We start from the raw sequence: 16292 nt of genomic DNA on the forward strand, positions 1-16292 counted from the left end.
TTGATCAGTTCCCTTCTTAAACCGCTGGCTTTTGATTCGTTGTATCATCTTGCGGTGGATCTGATAGGTTTGGATTAGTAGGCACTTCGCTTTTCGATTCAAAGATTTTAACTGCATTACGAAGGACATCAGGCATCGGAACACCCATACGTCCTAAGTTTTCCGTTATAGACAAAAGCTCGTTTGCTAAATAGAAGAAGATAACAGCATCTTGAATGAGCCCTGTTCCTCCGGTCACGATAATATCAACAAAATGTGAAATGGTGATCACCAGAAAAATAGCTGCTTTCCGAGCAATCCCTTCAAAGCCTACTCGGCTACGCAGCTCATGTTTGATCCAGGCCGCTGCCCAACCAGTCACCCAATCTACAACAACAAATATCAGTAGTATATTAATCAAAATTCCCCAGCCTCCAAAGAGGTATCCCGCGCCAGCCCCCATAGCCGCAGATACCATTTTAATGACATTAGACATCCCCTCTTGCATAGCGAACCCCCACTTTCTCTCTCTATTTATCTGAATCTTTATCTGAAACCAATCCCGCTAAAGCATCGCCTACCAACTGATCTACAGCCTGCAAAAGCTCTTCCTGCTTTTCTGCTGGAACCATTCCAAGAAACAATGAAATTATTTCGGCAATCTCTTCAACTGGCCGGGAAATATCAGCCGTTATCACTACTTGATGTGTCGCCTTCAATGTCTCACCTCCTTCCAGGCCTAAAACCTATTTAATCTCTTACAAGGACCCTCAAAGTTAACTCCGCTGGTTCCGTGGAACTTTTTTTCAGCTCATATTCCGTAACGCCTTTTAACTCGATTCCATCAAGCAACAGTTGTCCATTTTTTATTTCTAATTTAGAAAGAATTTCTTTATCCATAATGATTCTCGCCCTCCCATTAATGAAGTCGATAGTCTTTCAATCTGAATCGCCGTGAAGATTGCTGAACAACGGTACCGGTTAATATTTTTCTTCGTTTATCACTGTCGGCCACTTCTATATCCCAAAGTCTGGGCTGGTCAGAAGGCTTTACAAAAACCGTGATGCCTTTTCCAAATATCCACCTAATCAGTATTCTTTTTATCACAATCACACTTCCTTTCATGGCACAAAAAAAGAGCCCGTGGGTAACGGACTCTTTAGTGTGGGTAATATGTTATTTGTTCGCTGCCAAGGCAGCATCAATTTTCGCAAGATCGGACTTCGCTTTCTCTATGTCCTTTTCGTATTGTGCTAACTCTTGTCTCCATTGGGATGCGCCTGCTTCATCCCCTTTTTCTTCGGATTCTTGAAGCCATTTAGTTACGTCTTCCTTGGCTTGCTGAGTGCGATTAAGAATCTTATCTGTTATTATTTGTTTTGTTGACTCAAGATCAGCTTTACTTCGCCCTATAAACTCATTCTCATTTGAATCTGGAACGATTACACTTGCTGCATCCTGTTCATCTGAAGTAATTGTTATCGTTTTACCTGACACTTTTACATCAGCCCCCAATGCTTCAGACAAGGCGCGAGCTGGAACGTTAGCTTTGGAATCAATCACAGCTCCCTTATCCGAAAGTTTCTTTCCATCTACAACGATTGTGTATTCTCCGGTCACCTTTTTCCCGACCATACTCTTAACCGTATCAGCAAACGCCCCTGTGGTTGTCGAAAAAACAATACCTATGATAATCCCGCCAGCAATATACGCAACTCTGTGCGCAAACTTTTTCATGACTGTACCTCCGTAATTGGTTCAATTTACCTAATATGATACATTACGGAGTTCGTATTGGGAAGGTTGCGCTTTGCTCAGCATTTAAGAAATGTTAACGGTGGCTATTGCCGATCCACTTTGATTAAATAATTTGAGATTTTTAGTGGATGGGTCATACGTCATATTAACTGCGTATTGGGTATGAGTGTGGTTGGACGCTGCTTTTCCATTAACCGCTGTCCAAATTGAGTTTAATTCCGCTAACAATCCACTTACATTGGATATTGCTAATCCTGTTATATTCGAGTTCACGAAAGAAACATTGCTTCTGAATTCAGCAGGACCAGCAACGATCGGCGCGCCCTGCAATCTTATTGGGTTACCTGTATTATTCGATCCGATAATAAGATCGTTACTGATGATTGATAAGCCCCCACTGTTTTGATAGGAGTTAATCTCCCCCGCAAAGGCGCCACCTGAACCGTACCATGAGATTGCAGCAATTTCATCGTTAGAACCAGTAGTAATCCGTATCCGATTTCTGTTATTCCCATCGTATGTTCGAAAACCGTTGATGTCCTGTTCAATTCTCCGCCCATTGGCTGCCGTTCGGATTAACGACCCTGTGATTGTGCCTCCCTCAATCTCATTACCTACGATCCGGGACGCCTGTATCAAGGAACTAAGCATGGTAGAGTTGTCGATCTGTCCCGTGAGCTTAATGGACCTGGCTACAACGTTCCCGGCCATGTCTACCCGGAACGGCGCTTGGTTGTAATCGCTGTGCCCTGAGCTGATTCCTTGTGTATTGATTTTGGTAACCAGGTTGCCGCTTCCGATGATCATAGAAACAAAGTCACCAAGCACACCCCGAATAGCTTCCGCCAGAACACCCTGACCTGTGATAGCCACCCTTGGAGTCTTGCCCCCGTCTGTTGTCAGCACAATTCCATCTGATGTCAGAATGACCTGGTTTCGCACATCGATCTTGCTTTGGAGCAAAATGCCACGCTCATCATATATAATCTGCGTTTTGGAGTTATTAATATCTATTACAGCCTGCTTGGCAAATGTCTCAAAGACGTCTGTACGTATCTTACCGCCAGACAACAAGTCATTCATGATCCGTTTGGATCGTTCCAGGTCGGCAATGATATCGTCATAGTCCTGAACCTTGAAGTTGGCCAGAACGACTTGAGTGTGCTTGTCCATCGAAAATGGATACTCCGTCATTTCCATGACCCGCATTTCAATATTAGGCATTTCCATTTCCGGGTCAAATGCATAGACGATATCACCCATATCAGGCGGCGACTCGATCCGGTCTATCTTATGGATGTCCACAGCGTTAATGGATATCTCGATTTCCGGAATCTCTTTCTTGCGTAATTCCTCCCGGGTCGCTTTCAGCAATTTTTCCGGGTCCTCGATATCCTGATCGATCATTTCCCCATCATAGAAAACGTTAGTTGTGTTGGTCCAGTACTGTGCATAAGGCGATACCAGATAGTTCACGGCCAGCTTTCCGTTTTGGATTGCGCCTGGAACACCTTGCAGCAGGCTTAATTCCTCCGCTGTCAGATAGGTTGTGGACATGCCAATAAACGTCCGGCCATCCTTCATCTGCGAATACATCCGGGTAACCAGATTTGAACCCTCGTCTTTGAATTGGTCCTGAATGATATCTTTTCCTATCCGATACTGCTTGCCTTCATCCTTGCCCACTTTCTTGCGTAAATGGATTGTGAAGTTATCCGCCCACACCTCAGCCCCATAGGACTTTACAATGTGGTTGAAGGCTTCCAGTGCTGTAGTGCGACCCCAATCTTTAATATCTTGCAGTTCGAATATGTCATCGACCTTGAATGTATATTTGTTGTTCATGATCGGTGAGAGCCGGGAAATCATTTGGCTGATATGGACCCCGTATGCCTCTTCAAGATACTGATCATATGGAACCTTGAATTCATTCATCTTGAACATAACATGCGTTGCTACGATGCGTGCAGTCAGCTTTTTGCCATCCCGGACCCGTTCCCGCGTCTGGATCACATAATACTGGCCGTTCTCGTCCATCACATGGCCCTTGATCTTGATTTTTTCCCGGTAGTCATCCGATGTCATGGAAACAAAAAAAGACAGCTCATAATCTGAATTGACCCGTCTGCGCCGTTCTACTTCATATGCATGGGTTAAGTAACCTTCTGGTTTTAAATTCTTGTCCAGTACCTTCAGGTATTTCATGGACATCCTCCTAATACAAGAACCGGTCCCGGTGTGTGATTCTCAGCAGCACCTGGCGGTTTGTTTCTGGATCTGTATATGTGATTCGGTTCTCGCCTACATTGAGATTGAAAAAATCGCCTTCCATGAGGCCAGCCGCATTAATGCCGTTTTGAGTAATCCGGTATGTCTTGGCGTCAATTTCGATCTTGTCGCCTGGTTTAAACGGTCCTGTGAATTCAAGGAATTCCACATGGTACCGACTCCCTTTGGCAACTGCTCCAAAACCAACATTCATAATCGCCCGTTTGGTAATCTCTCGAATGAAATCCGCCTTTGTGCCAGCAGCTACATCCATAACAGCCGCAAATGAGATTTCACGGATAAAATCCCCTGCCGCTCCCACATTGACATCCATAACCGCCGAACCCGTCATTTCCATCGTTGCAGCAGCTACAGCAGATCCTGATATATCAGCAACTGCCCGGCCAAAGACGAATACGGATATTTGGCGGTTAAAGGCCATGCGGTTAAAAGCCCCTCTGTTAAACATGGCCTTCACCCCTTTCAAAAGGAAAAGCCCCCTGACCACCCAGAGGGCATAATAAAAGCGCACCACTTGGGTACGCTGGTTAAGCTACTGTTCCGTTGGCGACTTTATTCTGCCTGGATTAGATTCTCATGGCCTTTGAGTGTGAGATAGTCGTCTACTTCTTCCTTACCGTTCGGATAGCGAGTCAACACTGCGTCATACTGCAACGCACCGTCAATGATCCGTTGTGCCAAGTATCGGAACATATTACATGCCTCCCATCAGGAGTGCGTCCAATGCATCCTGCATGATGTCTTGGCGTTCCTTTACCTCTTTAATTTCCTCACTCAACGGTTTCTGTGGGTCAGTTGGAACCTCGGGTTGAGATGGGTCTGGGTACGTAAATAGAGGTTTTAATGTTTCCAAATTGATTCGACTTACAATCCCTCCCTCAGTAAAATCAGAAGAATATTCACCATATTCCAGTTGAATCACGCCTACCGAATCACGAGAACGGTCCAATAAAGCTGTATACGTAGAGAAGTCTTGATCGATCGTCGTCTCAACCACGTTCCCTGAACGTTCTCCTGTATTTAGTAACACCTCTCCAGTTGATTTATCGTAATAAATTCGTCTCCCAATATTCATGACAGACCTCCTTATTCATATGCGTAATAAGAATATTCACCGCTAGCTGATACTGGAAGCAACGCAACAACATCGTTAATGTAACCATCTATTGAACGAGTGCCTGACGCCGACAATTCGTAAATTCTTGGTACGTCACCGTTATTCATTACACCGTATTCCTCAGAATTGCCTATTGGCGCCAATTGTAAGTACGCACCATCGACAACGTTTGAAAGGATACCTAAACGAAGAATAATCGTTTTGGGTCGGAATCCGAGGCCTGATATCTCAACAAACCTACGTGTTGATGTACTGTTATTACGCTGAGTGAATGCCCTGGTAGTTGTACTCGCGGTTATTGTACCGGATGCAAATTTTTTCCCTGTGCTAATGCTTTGAATCTTGCTAGCCAATGACGTCCAACTATCAGATGTGGATGCACTTCCTCCCATAGCGTTAACGGCATCCACAATGCCTTTTTTTGCATCAACGCCAGATTGAAAAACCTCATTTATGGCAGCAACAGCACTTCCTTTAGCAATTGTTTGTAAATCCGCCAGTGTGCCGACCTGTCCGGTTACCGTATCCAACCTTGCTATATCTGCCGCGGCGCTTGGAGTAGCAATTTGAGCTCTGCCAGAAGCGTCTCGAATAATCAGGCGATTAGCTGTCGCTGCACTAACAGCTCCATGAACTGAAGTGCCGGATGTATGTGTGGCAAGAGAGTCATTCACCGTCTTAATTGCTTTCGGTGTAGCCGCTTGGTCCTCGCTATCCAATCCTGTAGCACTGGAGAGCTGCGTAATCCCCTTTTGAGTTAGGGATGCATCCTGTGGCGCAGGGATGTTGTCCAAACGATTATCCAAGTCCTCAATGTTGGACTTAAATGTGTTGAAGTCATGTGCCGTGAAAAATCGGGCAATCTTCGTGCCTGCCACCCATGATTGTGCCACTCCTTCAAACCCTCGGGTTACACCCGTGAGTGTATTGCCCGTCTTGCCTGTGTAAAGTATTGTTTCCGCATTTTCGTTAGCTGGATCAATAACTAGCTCATTCGGTGCATCCGGCAAAATCGATCCGTCCAGCACGGTTATGCTTGTTTGTGTGTCATCTATTGCAGCAGCCAATTCGGTTTGCCTGCTATTGGCCGTAGCTGGGTACATTGTTTCAAGCATCGTTCACGCCTCCTTAGTTCAACCGGATCTCGACTTGGTTTGTCAAGAATTTGAAAATATCATTGGTCAGAATGCTTCGTGGTGATTCCAAGGTTCCGAAGTAATATAAATTCCCTCCGGTTACTGCATCACGTAATCCAAAATGTGTCACCGTGCCCCAATCAGCGGAAGCAACTGCAAAAGCAACGTCAGCAGCTGACTTTATTACCATCTTCTGAACATCACTTAACGCGCCCGTCACTGGATGGTATTCGCGAACCGTAGCTTGTGCAGGCTCGGAAAAGGTCATCGCTTGTCGGGCATACCCTCCGCCTGAAACCTCTTGTCCGGTATCGTTCCATGTTGGATTAGATGTATATAGAGCAATGTAAAGTTTATCGGGAAAGGTGAACTTCTCTCCACGTGCCGATACATTCAATTGTTTGGTCGCTAGAAATTTACTAATATTCAATTTCGATCACCCCTCTAATAAATATTCGTTTGTCAGTCGAAGGCTACGTATCGTTGTAGAACCTACATTAGTCAGTACCATTCGCGGTGGAGCAGGGATATCTCCGGCTGACTTAATGTTTATTGTCTCTGTGGCGTTGCTCAGCGTTATTTCAAAAACGAAGTCCTCGCTCGATTCCGGGAAAGGATCGTACATCTTCAATGGCACATTTACTTGGTGATTAACAGAAGACTGATCATAATCCATAGTCCCGCGATATTGAGCCATGTAACGTCTTTCTGGCCGATCCGAAAATATCAGTTCCAAATCTCCACGCTGTGCATGAAATATGTTCGCCAGGCGATTGATGGTTGGGTGGTAATCAGATAGATCACCCATGACATAGAAACTCAATTCCAGCGGACGGGTGTTGTATGTTGATCCGAAGTCCAATTCTCCATCCCGTCCTGTCAGCTTGACTGTATTTTCTTCAGCTTCAGGCAATGGCGGCAGGGTGCGTCCAACAAGGATTGCACCAACAGTAGACACCCACACCCCGTTAACCTTCACATCATAATCCATCGTTTCACCCCTTTACGCCCTTAGTCTGTAAATTCCGAGCCAGGCGCTCCTTGCGATTGTTGAATAGATCAATATCCGCCCCATCCTCTAAAACTACGGTTCCTGTAGACATGTCAAAGTGTTGCGTGACCTCTTGGACAACCGGAGCCGCTTGTTCAGGTTTTAGATTGAGCTTAGGCACTTCCAGTAAACGGAATAGGTTGTTCAGTTGATGACGATTGAAAATAGCTTCCTCACCGTGAACCACCGCTTCCATCGGAGCGCCAGGAGGACCCGGAACCACACCACCAACATCGAAGCTGCTTATCTTGCCTGTATCCTTATCAATTCCGTACTGGTCCCGAATGGCTTGATTTCGCTGTGACAAGCGTTGCATCTCGTCCTTGTTTCCTGCCGCTTTGGCTGCATTGTAGGCATCCTTGTTGGCGTTGTACTCTTGCAAATCAAGCGCCTGCTGGGATGTCCCACTGAGACTGGACGCGGTATTCATCTTGGATTGGTACTGGTCCAAGAAGGTATCCAAATCTTTCAGAATCTTTTCATTGGCTTCCTTGCTGGCACTGACTCGGAAATCCTGTACTGCACTCTCGATTAGTTTGACGTTATCCCCGTAATCCTCAAAAGCCTGTGCTAATGCATCGTAACGGGCCTCAGTCGCCGTTTTCTCGTCCTCGAATGCCTGTTCCTGTTCTGATTTCTCGTCCTGAAGCTTGTCCTTCTGATCTTCCAAATCCCTCTTGCGCAGTTCGCGCGAATGTTCAAGCTGCATCCGTTCAATCTCGGCAATCAGGTCGTTTCGTTCTTTGATTCCTTCCGGACTGACCGCTGTACTGAGCAGATCCACCCGCGCCCGTTTTTTCGCAAGCTCCGTTTCGTAATCAACGTCCTCGTTTGCCTCTTGTTCCTTCTTGATCAGATCATCAATGGCCTTAATCTTTTCATTCTGAGCATCGACGAACGCCTTTTTACGCGCATCAATGGCCGCTAGTTCTGCCTTTTTGGCATCGTTAACAGCGGTCTTCTGCTTTTTAAGCAATGTTTCTGTATCCTTTTGGGTTTGTTGGAGCAGCGATTTCTTCGCTTGATATACTTGTTCATCAGCTTGCTTGTACAAATCCGAGTCTTTTTTGTATCGATCCCGAAGCTCCGTCCACATCTTCAACTTCATCTGCCCGATTTCAAGCTCTGATTTACCCGACTCCTCCATACGGCGTTCTTCTTTGGTAATGTTCTCGCTGTATGTCTGATATTGCTTCTTCTGTTCCGTTTCAAGCTGCCGCGTCAATTCCTTTTTCGCTTGATATACCTGCTCATCAGCCTTCTTGTATTCATCGGAATCTTTCTTGTAACGATCCCGGACCCGTGTCCAGGCGTTGAGCTTGGCCGTAGCCATTTCCACTTCTGATTTCCCGGACTCTTCCATCCGGCGCTGATCTTTATCGATCCACTCAGAAGAGAAGTCATAACGGGCTTTGACACTATCTTCTTGAAGTCGTTTGATTTGGAGATTCATGGTCCGCTGATCGTCAACCGTTTCTTTCAAATGCTGTTTGTGTTTCGCAGCAACCTTGTTGTACGCCTTGATTTGTTCCTCGGCAGACCAATCATACATATCAGCCTGGTACCGGACCGCGGCAATGTCAGCATCATAGGCTTTTTTCCGAGCTTCTGCAGCAAGTTCCGCAGCAGATTTGCCCGACTTTTCCTTTTTGGATTTAGCTGCCTTAGCTGCTTTGGTCTTCTTCTCTTTTTCCGGTTTGGACAAATCAATCCCGCCGCCTGAAACGGGCTTGAATGCCTCTCCAGAAGTCAGCGAATCTTTCGCCCGTTGAACCTCCAGCAGATTCTGAGCGGCAATATTCTGTTTGTCGTAGAGTGCTGTTAATTGCTTATCTACGCCGCCATTCGCGAAGTTTTCAAACGTCTTATTGACGCTGACTCCGCCCACTGCTGTAACATTCTTCGCCATCATTGGATTGGCAGATCCACTTACTGCGCTCATGGCTTTCGCCAAAGCTTCAAAGTTTTTTATCTGAGCTTCAACGGATGCTTTATTGGCTTTCGCCATCGCTTCCAGGTGAGTAAGATAGGCATTGGCCGCTTTGGCTGACATGTCGATGAAACTACGCTCAGCGCTGATATGGTCATCAATGATTCCGATATTCTTGATCGTGATCCGGCCGGATTCATCCTGGAGTGCATTCAGGTCTGGATACTGTTTCCTCAGCTGATCGGTGACATTAATCAGTTCCTGCTTTTGGGATGCATCCAGATTTTGAGCCGAGGCCAGTTCTTTATATCGCGCAGATAGCTTTGCCATCGCTTCGACCTTTTGGTTTTTTGCCGCCAAGTCGGTTATTTCAGCCTCTCTCATCTTTAACAGCGCCGGAACAGACTCTTCAATGGCATCGTTCATTTGTTCCAGTTTGATTTGTGCCTGCTCTACACCGTCATAGCCCATACCTCGAAGCTTTTCATCCATCTCAGCTAACTGATCATTGATTTCAAACATTTCGTTCAGTAGCTGCGGCGTGCCTAACTGATCAGCTTGCAACGCCTCGATTTCATTCAAGCGCTCTTGAAGTGCCGCCCGTGCCTGTAAAACTGAATTAAGCTGTTCGGTCCGTTCCTGCAAATCCTGGACGTCCTGAACCGTTCGATTCAACGGAGATTTGCCAAGCGCTTGGTTCACTTCTTCCTGAGCTTGAGCAAATTGTTCCGCTGAGGCTGTCGCATCGTCAGCTTTCCCTTTGAAATAAGCAAAACCAGCAGCAATACCACCGATAATCGCAGATATAGCAAGCAATGGTGGGAACGATGCCTGCAATGCAATTAATGCTGTGCGAAGCGCGTACACAGCCAGTGTGATTCCAGTTACAGCAGCAGTGACGGCAACAAAGGTAATGATTGCGTTTTGCGTTCCTGCATCCAAGCTTGTGAATGACAAGATCAATCCAGCAATCATATCCGTGATGGTCCGTACCGTAGGCGCGAATTTGTCGCCAATGGCAATGGCTGCTGCCTCCATGGCTGACTTGAATTCTTCAATGGACCCTTTCAGTGTATCCATCTGCGTACTTGCCAGCTTATCCGCTGCCCCGGCTGAATTCTCCAACTCAGAGGTGAAGCTTTCCAACTGGGATTGACCCGTACTAATCAACGTCAAAAAGCCCGAGGCGGCTTCGGTTCCAGCAATGGACGCAGCTACTTGGGCTTGTTGGGATTGATTCAATTTTTTAAACGCCTGTTCGAACTGTCCGATAATGTTGGCAAATGGAAGGATATTCCCGGCTGCGTCCTTGGTCGTCACACCGAGCTTGTCCATATAGAACTGAGCTTCCTTGGTTGGTGAAGCTAACCGCAGGAGCATGGCCCTGAGCTGTGTACCAGCCATCTCGCCCTGAATACCCGCATTGGATAGTTCACCAACCGATGCCGCAGCCTCTTCGATTGACATACCGAGTGATGCGGCGATAGGTGCCACATATTTCATGGCGTATCCTAATTGCTCAATGTTTGTATTGCTGGATGTCATAGCCTTAGCCAGCACGTCCACAACGCCCGTGGTTTGATCCGCAGACAAGCGGAATCCCGTTAGGATGTTGGAAGCAATGTCGGCCGTGCGGGCAATCTCCATCTGTCCCGCAGCCGCAAGCGACAGCACGCCCGGCATGGCTTCCATGATTTCCTTGGTTTTGAAACCCGCCATAGCCAGAAAGGATTGTGCTTCAGCTGCTTGCGTTGAACTGAATACAGTGGTTGCACCTAAATCAATAGCCTGTTGCCGCAGCTTATCAAACTCTTGCCCGGTTGCTCCGCTGATCGCCTTGACCTTAGCCATGGCCTGTTCAAATTGAGCCGATATGTCTACCGCTTTGGCTAGTGCCGCCGCAACTGCCGCGGCATAAGCAGCATACGCTACCCCAGCCGTTTTAATCTCCTTACTTAAATTGCTTGCTGACTTGGCATTTTCATCGAATTCCGCTTTCATCCGGGTGAGCTTACCGCTTGTTGATTCTAAAGCCGTGCCCTGTTCCTGAATCTGCACTTTCACTTTGCTGATCTGCGAACTGCTTGCCCCGATTGCACGAAGCTGGGATTCCACGTTCTTTAGCTGTTTTTCAAACAACTCCGGCTTAGATGCCAGCATTTCGGTTTTGATCTTTCGAATTTCTTTGGAATCTACACCTACGTCACGCAAAGACTTTGAAACGGTCTTGAAATCCTGGTTGAATTTTTTGGATTCGTCCGTCATTTTCTTCATGTCCTGCTTGGCTTCTTCAATACCCTTTTTAAATCCGTCAGCGTCTAACCCGAGTTTGGCCTCTATGCCACCAATGTTTTCATTCTCAGCCATCCTTCCTCCCTTCTAGCCTAGCGCGTAAGGACCGGAGCCCAACGGCGTCAAACTCTTCTTTTTGCTCCTGCTTTTCGTCCTGCAACGGCCAGCCGAGCATGTCCACTAATCCTTTAAAACTGTCCTCGGTCATGTTCGGACCCATTGCTATGTGAAGCTGTGCCAATCGGTCTTCCGCAATCTTTTGTGTTTGCCGGAACAGCAACATAGGCAAATCCGTAATGTAGTAATCATTACGCAGCACCTGTGGCGTAACCCCGAGCAATAGCGAAGCTTCGAGAACCCAATTGTGTAACGTTAGTTCGGATTCTTCGCGGCTTGCAGCCTTCCCAGCACGGACTGGATTGCGGCGCGGTACTTTTTTGCAGCTTCGTCCAGGTTGTTGCGTTCGATGGTTGATTTCAGGAAGTCGTGCAACTGGATCAGATCCGCTTCTTTTACTTCATCTTCAGACACGTCTGCCAAGACAGAAACGAGTGTGACCACCTCTTCAGATGCCATTAATACGCCCACCACGGCACTAGGCCAAAACATTTCCGTGTCTCTTGCAGCAATGATATTCGCCACGGTCTGTGGTAGGATCTCAATTTTCTCCATCAAAGACATCCATTTGCCTACACTCAGGCGCGGTATATCAACTCGCTTTTCGCCAAACTGCACATGATCAACAGACTGGCTTGATTTTTTAAATGGGAACATGGGTCCTCCTTAATGACAAAAGCGGAGCCAATGGCCCCGCCTCGTCTTATGTGGTATTAGGCTACGTCTGGATCACCAAATTCAATTAGGTCGCCATCTGCATTTGGAAATCCTTTGAATGTTACATTGGTAATCAACTCGTTGTCATAATCGTATGTGTAGTTCAGATTTGCGCGTGGCGCTGCCATAGGCAAAGTAATGTAATCGTCTGGCGTTGTTCCTTCCGCTAAAGGGATCAGGGTCACTGGCTTCGCATATTTCAGCAAGTCAATGACCTTAGTTGCATTGACTACAACCTTTTTCTTTGTTGGGTCTGTTCCATCTACAATCAATCGGGAACCCGGGAGAATTGCTTGTAATTTCTCCAAGTCATATTCACCAAAAGGGACTGCAATACTTACATTGCTTCCTGTTCTGATTTCTTTCTGCGGTGTCGTTCCCGTCTGATCCATCGTCACTTCTCGGGATGTTTCCTCAAGAGTTAGGACAACTCCACCTTTTGTTGTTCCGAATTCGATTGCATCTACCCCGGTTCCGAATACAACCTTGCACGGTCCCAATTTGATTTTCTCCGCATTTACTTGTGCCATTAGGATTGACCTTCTTTCACGTTAGATTTCGTTTCTTTGAATTCCTTGCCATACCCTGCATCAATCATCTTTGCAGCCGATTCGTTTGTCAGTTCGACAACATCGCCAGCACCTTTATAATCCGGGCTTTCTTTCGTGCCCATATTGACCTGGATGTCTCGTTTCGTCAGTTCAACTTTCTTCATCACATCACCACCAATGTAAAATTTAGAGAATATAAAAGCCGACCATTTTCGTCCCTGCCCACAAAGAGCGGATTCGATTGATCGGCTGTGCATTCTCGTATTAAGCTATCGCCTGCGTAAAACTCCCGGCGTTGATGCATGTGGTCGTACAGTTCATAGGCGTGTTGTTCAATTCGCACCGCCTCTTTTTCCGGTCCGCGCACAAGTATCTGCATGGATGGCTGTCTGCGTGGCGACCAATCGGACGGAGGATATCCACCAGTCAGCCGAACCCATGCGGCAGCATCTGGCGCACCAGTTGGAAATTCATTGGCGTAATACCTGAAAGGCTTCTCCGCTTGCAGCATGTCCGCGAGCTGCTTAGGCTTGAGCATTACAAATGCAACTCCTTTTTCACTTCATCAGCAATGGTCTTTATGAAACGCCTGGATTTTGCCTTTAACGGACGTTCCAAGAATTTCGGGCCGGTTCCTGGTGTAGTTGGATCAAAATCAGCGACTTCATGAAGGAACAGGGCATAGTTGAACGGATAACCAGATTTCATGGGACGTACGGCTGAGTAGGACACGGTAGCCGTAATCCTTAATCCGGTTTTAGTTTCTACCTCAACCCGCCGCGATTGCCGCAGCTTCCCCTTTTTCTTTGGCGCCAATTTGTCCGCTTCTTCTCCCAATTCCTCAGCCGCCTTGTTCACGCCACGTTCAGCAGCCGCAACAGCACGTTCACTTAATAAATCCAACTGCTTCAGGAAAGCCCCTGCGCTAATTTCCATACTCATAGATGCACCACCGTCATCATGATCTGTCCTTCCAGGTTGCGTGGCACCTTGTAGGATATGATTTTCTTTGTCTTCTCCGTGCCACTCGGCTCCGTGAAGGTCACTTCATCACCGTACCCCACCGGGACTATTCCGGGCATACGAATATGGACAGAACTGGTTACCTCCTGCCCGTTCTCGCCTATAACACGTTGTGTGGCGAATGTAACCCGCGCCCGGAACACTTCCGGTTGATCTCCTACCGAATTGCCTGCCCACGGGTCGCTATCGTCCGCCTGACGCATGATTTTGACAACATCCCGGTACATCATCCCAACCTCCAGACATGACGGTCACACAGCGCCTGAATAGCTGGAGGTAGGTCTGCCTCCCGCTCCGCCTTATCAAACGTTGCCGTGTATTCACCGTCAATCCGTTCTGACAATTTGCCCCATTGCCCTGTATGCATCATCTTGGCGAGCATCAGACAGGCCATTTCCAGCGTGTTTGGTAGTGTGGATGGGTTAGAGTCTGGATCATCACTTGGAAGCTCGTAGCCGCCAACGTAGGAGGCCAGAAGCTTATATTCACCTCTAGGCCAACCCTCCTGGCGGAACAATATCCCGTCATCCAATTCCATGTAACCCACCACCGGGCCATGTGGACCTGTTATTTCTGTGATTTCATGGATCGGGAAATTCCGCAGGGACAGATATTTGGAATCCGTGCCGCTGCGGCGCTCTGTATATGTGTTTTTCTTGAATTTCCGGTTACAGTGCCCTTCGATGGCATCAGACGCAGCCGCCAGGGCAAATGTTAATTCGTCGTCCTGGCTGTTATCTGCGTCTGGAATGTATAGCATCTTTTTCAGCCTACCAACAGTAGCCAGCATAATTAACCACCAGAGGAAGCAGCAGCAATTTGACGCGCAATCTCGGCATGAATGTCCTTAGCCGTGAAAGTGCGCTGAACGGTGTCTGTTCCAGCTTGTAACTGTGCCGCCGTTCCCGCAGAAGCGGCCGGGCCTGCTGCGCCTGTGTCGCCCTTGTCGCCTTTATCCCCTTTTGGGCCCTGCCCGCCTGCTCCAATCGGTTCGCCATTTTGGAGCAAGCGCCCCCCCTCAAGAATATTCAGGTCACCGCGTATGTTCCAAGTATCTCCGCCGTTTGTTTTATAATTTTTGGTTGTTCTCATGTGGAACCTCCTTATTCAGCGCCTACTTTAACGCCGGATACTACTACTGCTGCCGTCTTGTCCACAACTTTACCGTCAAATCTTTCGATTCCACGGAAGTACATTTGGTCTGTTAGGAACGCGTCTCCGCCGACATCAGTTGACTTGATTTCGAATTTTTTGCGGTCAAACATGAAATAACCTCGTTTGAAGTCGCCGAACAAAATATGTGTTGTTTGGTCCTCTTCTGTTTTGATTTCGTCATACACAAGTACCGGGCGACCGAACAAATTGAAACGATCTTCTTCACGTGGATCAGGTGCGAGAATATCCCGGCCATTACCGTCTTTGATGTTGGCGATTTCTTCAAACGCCTGTGTGTTCATGACCCAAACACCATTACGGCGGTAACCTGCGATGACACTGTTTTTGATCTTACGTAAAAACTTGATATCAATCCCTGTAGCCGGAGCTGTCAGAGCATTAAACTTTTTGCTTGAAATGATACCTTCAACGCCATTTTCTCCCCCGGTCCCATAAAGGATTTCCTCATTTTCGGTAACCAGAGACGATTCGGAAAGCCAATCGATAATCTCTTGTTTGAAATTAATAAACGAATCATCAAGCAACTCATTTGGCGCAGGCATGAATCCGGCAAACTTCTTAACGTTGTAGCTGATCTGTTCAAATTCCATGTTCTTCAGCTCTTTAATTTGCTCTTTTTCGGCTGTATTGTAGAGCTTTCCTGCAACGCCTGTTCTGACAGTGTATTTTCCGCTTGGAGCCGTTTTTGGAACTACGCGGACCAAGTTGCGAATTGTGTTTAATTCCATCAAGGCTTTAAGAATCTCACGTGAAATATCTTCCGGAACGGTATACCCACCGTCTTTATCGCTACCAGAAGAAAGCGAACGGTTTTCAATAATAACCTTTCTCATCATTGAACGCTGTTCATCTTCCAATTCATCTTCGCGCCCAGTAAGGACTTTGAACCAAGCGTCTCGGTATTCTACTGTTCCTGTAATGTCCCGTTTTTCCGGTTTGTCGTCGTTGTTCAAAGGATTACCCTCGCGTTTTTCGTCAAGTTCTTCTTCCTCCAACGCACGTTGCACATCAATTTCCTTCTGCAGTTCCCGAATCTCTTGGGATTTTTCATGTGCCTCATCCATTTTATCGGCGTTCACAAGGGAACGAGTTTCCGTTTTCAATTTATCCATTCGGTCAAGCAAAGCGCGAAGTTCTTTCGTCAATTCAATCACC

Annotated in this window: 22 protein-coding genes; all 22 read right to left on the minus strand. The window is 47.0% G+C overall.

What is annotated here, in order from left to right:
- Positions 1-16: 16 nt before the first annotated feature.
- The 22 genes from CRO25_RS09180 to CRO25_RS09275 all read right to left on the minus strand — a co-directional run bounded on the left by CRO25_RS09180 (position 17) and on the right by CRO25_RS09275 (position 16282).
- Positions 17-487 carry a holin family protein gene (locus CRO25_RS09180; protein WP_079694714.1) on the minus strand — a complete coding sequence of 157 codons (471 nt, stop codon included), beginning with the start codon at positions 485-487 and terminating at the stop codon, positions 17-19.
- A 22-nt stretch (positions 488-509) separates the two neighbouring features.
- Positions 510-698: a hypothetical protein gene (locus CRO25_RS09185; protein WP_079694715.1), complete on the minus strand. Its 189-nt coding sequence runs from the start codon at positions 696-698 to the stop codon at positions 510-512.
- A gap of 31 nt (positions 699-729) precedes the next feature.
- A complete protein-coding gene (locus CRO25_RS33280) occupies positions 730-879 on the minus strand; it encodes a hypothetical protein (RefSeq protein ID WP_179132116.1) in 150 nt (49 codons plus the stop codon).
- A gap of 277 nt (positions 880-1156) precedes the next feature.
- Positions 1157-1717 (minus strand): stalk domain-containing protein, encoded by a 561-nt coding sequence (locus CRO25_RS09190; protein ID WP_079694716.1) that lies wholly within the window; start codon positions 1715-1717, stop codon positions 1157-1159.
- Between the two features lie 84 nt (positions 1718-1801).
- Positions 1802-3943, minus strand: a complete 2142-nt coding sequence (locus CRO25_RS09195) for a prophage endopeptidase tail family protein (RefSeq protein WP_101749455.1) — start codon at positions 3941-3943, stop codon at positions 1802-1804.
- 10 nt (positions 3944-3953) lie between these two features.
- Positions 3954-4484 (minus strand): phage tail domain-containing protein, encoded by a 531-nt coding sequence (locus CRO25_RS09200; protein WP_256863619.1) that lies wholly within the window; start codon positions 4482-4484, stop codon positions 3954-3956.
- 95 nt (positions 4485-4579) lie between these two features.
- Entirely contained in the window at positions 4580-4720 is a 141-nt protein-coding gene (locus tag CRO25_RS33285; protein ID WP_179132117.1) for a hypothetical protein, read from the minus strand.
- 1 nt (position 4721) lies between these two features.
- The gene (locus CRO25_RS09205) at positions 4722-5102 is read right to left on the minus strand and encodes a hypothetical protein (RefSeq protein ID WP_079694718.1); all 381 of its coding nucleotides are present in this window, start codon (positions 5100-5102) and stop codon (positions 4722-4724) included.
- An 11-nt stretch (positions 5103-5113) separates the two neighbouring features.
- Entirely contained in the window at positions 5114-6259 is a 1146-nt protein-coding gene (locus CRO25_RS09210) for a phage tail protein (protein WP_079694719.1), read from the minus strand.
- Positions 6260-6272: 13 nt separating this feature from the next.
- Positions 6273-6710, minus strand: coding sequence for a hypothetical protein (locus CRO25_RS09215; protein ID WP_079694720.1), 438 nt, complete (start codon positions 6708-6710; stop codon positions 6273-6275).
- A 6-nt stretch (positions 6711-6716) separates the two neighbouring features.
- Positions 6717-7271: a distal tail protein Dit gene (locus tag CRO25_RS09220; RefSeq protein WP_079694721.1), complete on the minus strand. Its 555-nt coding sequence runs from the start codon at positions 7269-7271 to the stop codon at positions 6717-6719.
- A 4-nt stretch (positions 7272-7275) separates the two neighbouring features.
- Complete coding sequence (locus CRO25_RS09225; protein ID WP_079694722.1) at positions 7276-11628, minus strand: phage tail tape measure protein; 4353 nt, start codon at positions 11626-11628, stop codon at positions 7276-7278.
- Positions 11621-11893, minus strand: coding sequence for a hypothetical protein (locus CRO25_RS09230; protein WP_143806523.1), 273 nt, complete (start codon positions 11891-11893; stop codon positions 11621-11623). Before CRO25_RS09230 ends, CRO25_RS09225 begins: the two co-directional genes overlap by 8 nt.
- A 32-nt stretch (positions 11894-11925) precedes the next feature.
- A complete protein-coding gene (locus CRO25_RS09235) occupies positions 11926-12327 on the minus strand; it encodes a hypothetical protein (protein ID WP_079694724.1) in 402 nt (133 codons plus the stop codon).
- Positions 12328-12383: 56 nt separating this feature from the next.
- Positions 12384-12917, minus strand: coding sequence for a hypothetical protein (locus CRO25_RS09240; RefSeq protein ID WP_079694725.1), 534 nt, complete (start codon positions 12915-12917; stop codon positions 12384-12386).
- Entirely contained in the window at positions 12917-13102 is a 186-nt protein-coding gene (locus tag CRO25_RS09245) for a hypothetical protein (RefSeq protein WP_079694726.1), read from the minus strand. Before CRO25_RS09245 ends, CRO25_RS09240 begins: the two co-directional genes overlap by 1 nt.
- Positions 13102-13476 (minus strand): minor capsid protein, encoded by a 375-nt coding sequence (locus CRO25_RS09250; RefSeq protein WP_079694727.1) that lies wholly within the window; start codon positions 13474-13476, stop codon positions 13102-13104. The genes CRO25_RS09245 and CRO25_RS09250 overlap by 1 nt, the downstream gene beginning before the upstream one ends.
- A complete protein-coding gene (locus CRO25_RS09255) occupies positions 13476-13880 on the minus strand; it encodes an HK97 gp10 family phage protein (RefSeq protein ID WP_079694728.1) in 405 nt (134 codons plus the stop codon). The genes CRO25_RS09250 and CRO25_RS09255 overlap by 1 nt, the downstream gene beginning before the upstream one ends.
- Positions 13877-14188: a hypothetical protein gene (locus CRO25_RS09260; protein WP_079694729.1), complete on the minus strand. Its 312-nt coding sequence runs from the start codon at positions 14186-14188 to the stop codon at positions 13877-13879. Before CRO25_RS09260 ends, CRO25_RS09255 begins: the two co-directional genes overlap by 4 nt.
- The gene (locus CRO25_RS09265; protein WP_079694730.1) at positions 14188-14751 is read right to left on the minus strand and encodes a hypothetical protein; all 564 of its coding nucleotides are present in this window, start codon (positions 14749-14751) and stop codon (positions 14188-14190) included. The genes CRO25_RS09260 and CRO25_RS09265 overlap by 1 nt, the downstream gene beginning before the upstream one ends.
- Before the next feature lie 2 nt (positions 14752-14753).
- Positions 14754-15053 (minus strand): hypothetical protein, encoded by a 300-nt coding sequence (locus CRO25_RS09270; RefSeq protein ID WP_079694731.1) that lies wholly within the window; start codon positions 15051-15053, stop codon positions 14754-14756.
- An 11-nt stretch (positions 15054-15064) separates the two neighbouring features.
- On the minus strand, positions 15065-16282 hold the full coding sequence (locus tag CRO25_RS09275) for a phage major capsid protein (protein WP_256863609.1): 1218 nt from the start codon (positions 16280-16282) through the stop codon (positions 15065-15067).
- Positions 16283-16292 lie beyond the last annotated feature (10 nt).

Source organism: Paenibacillus sp. RU5M (genome assembly GCF_900221055.1).
GTDB classification, from domain to species: Bacteria; Bacillota; Bacilli; order Paenibacillales; family Paenibacillaceae; genus Paenibacillus; species Paenibacillus marchantiae.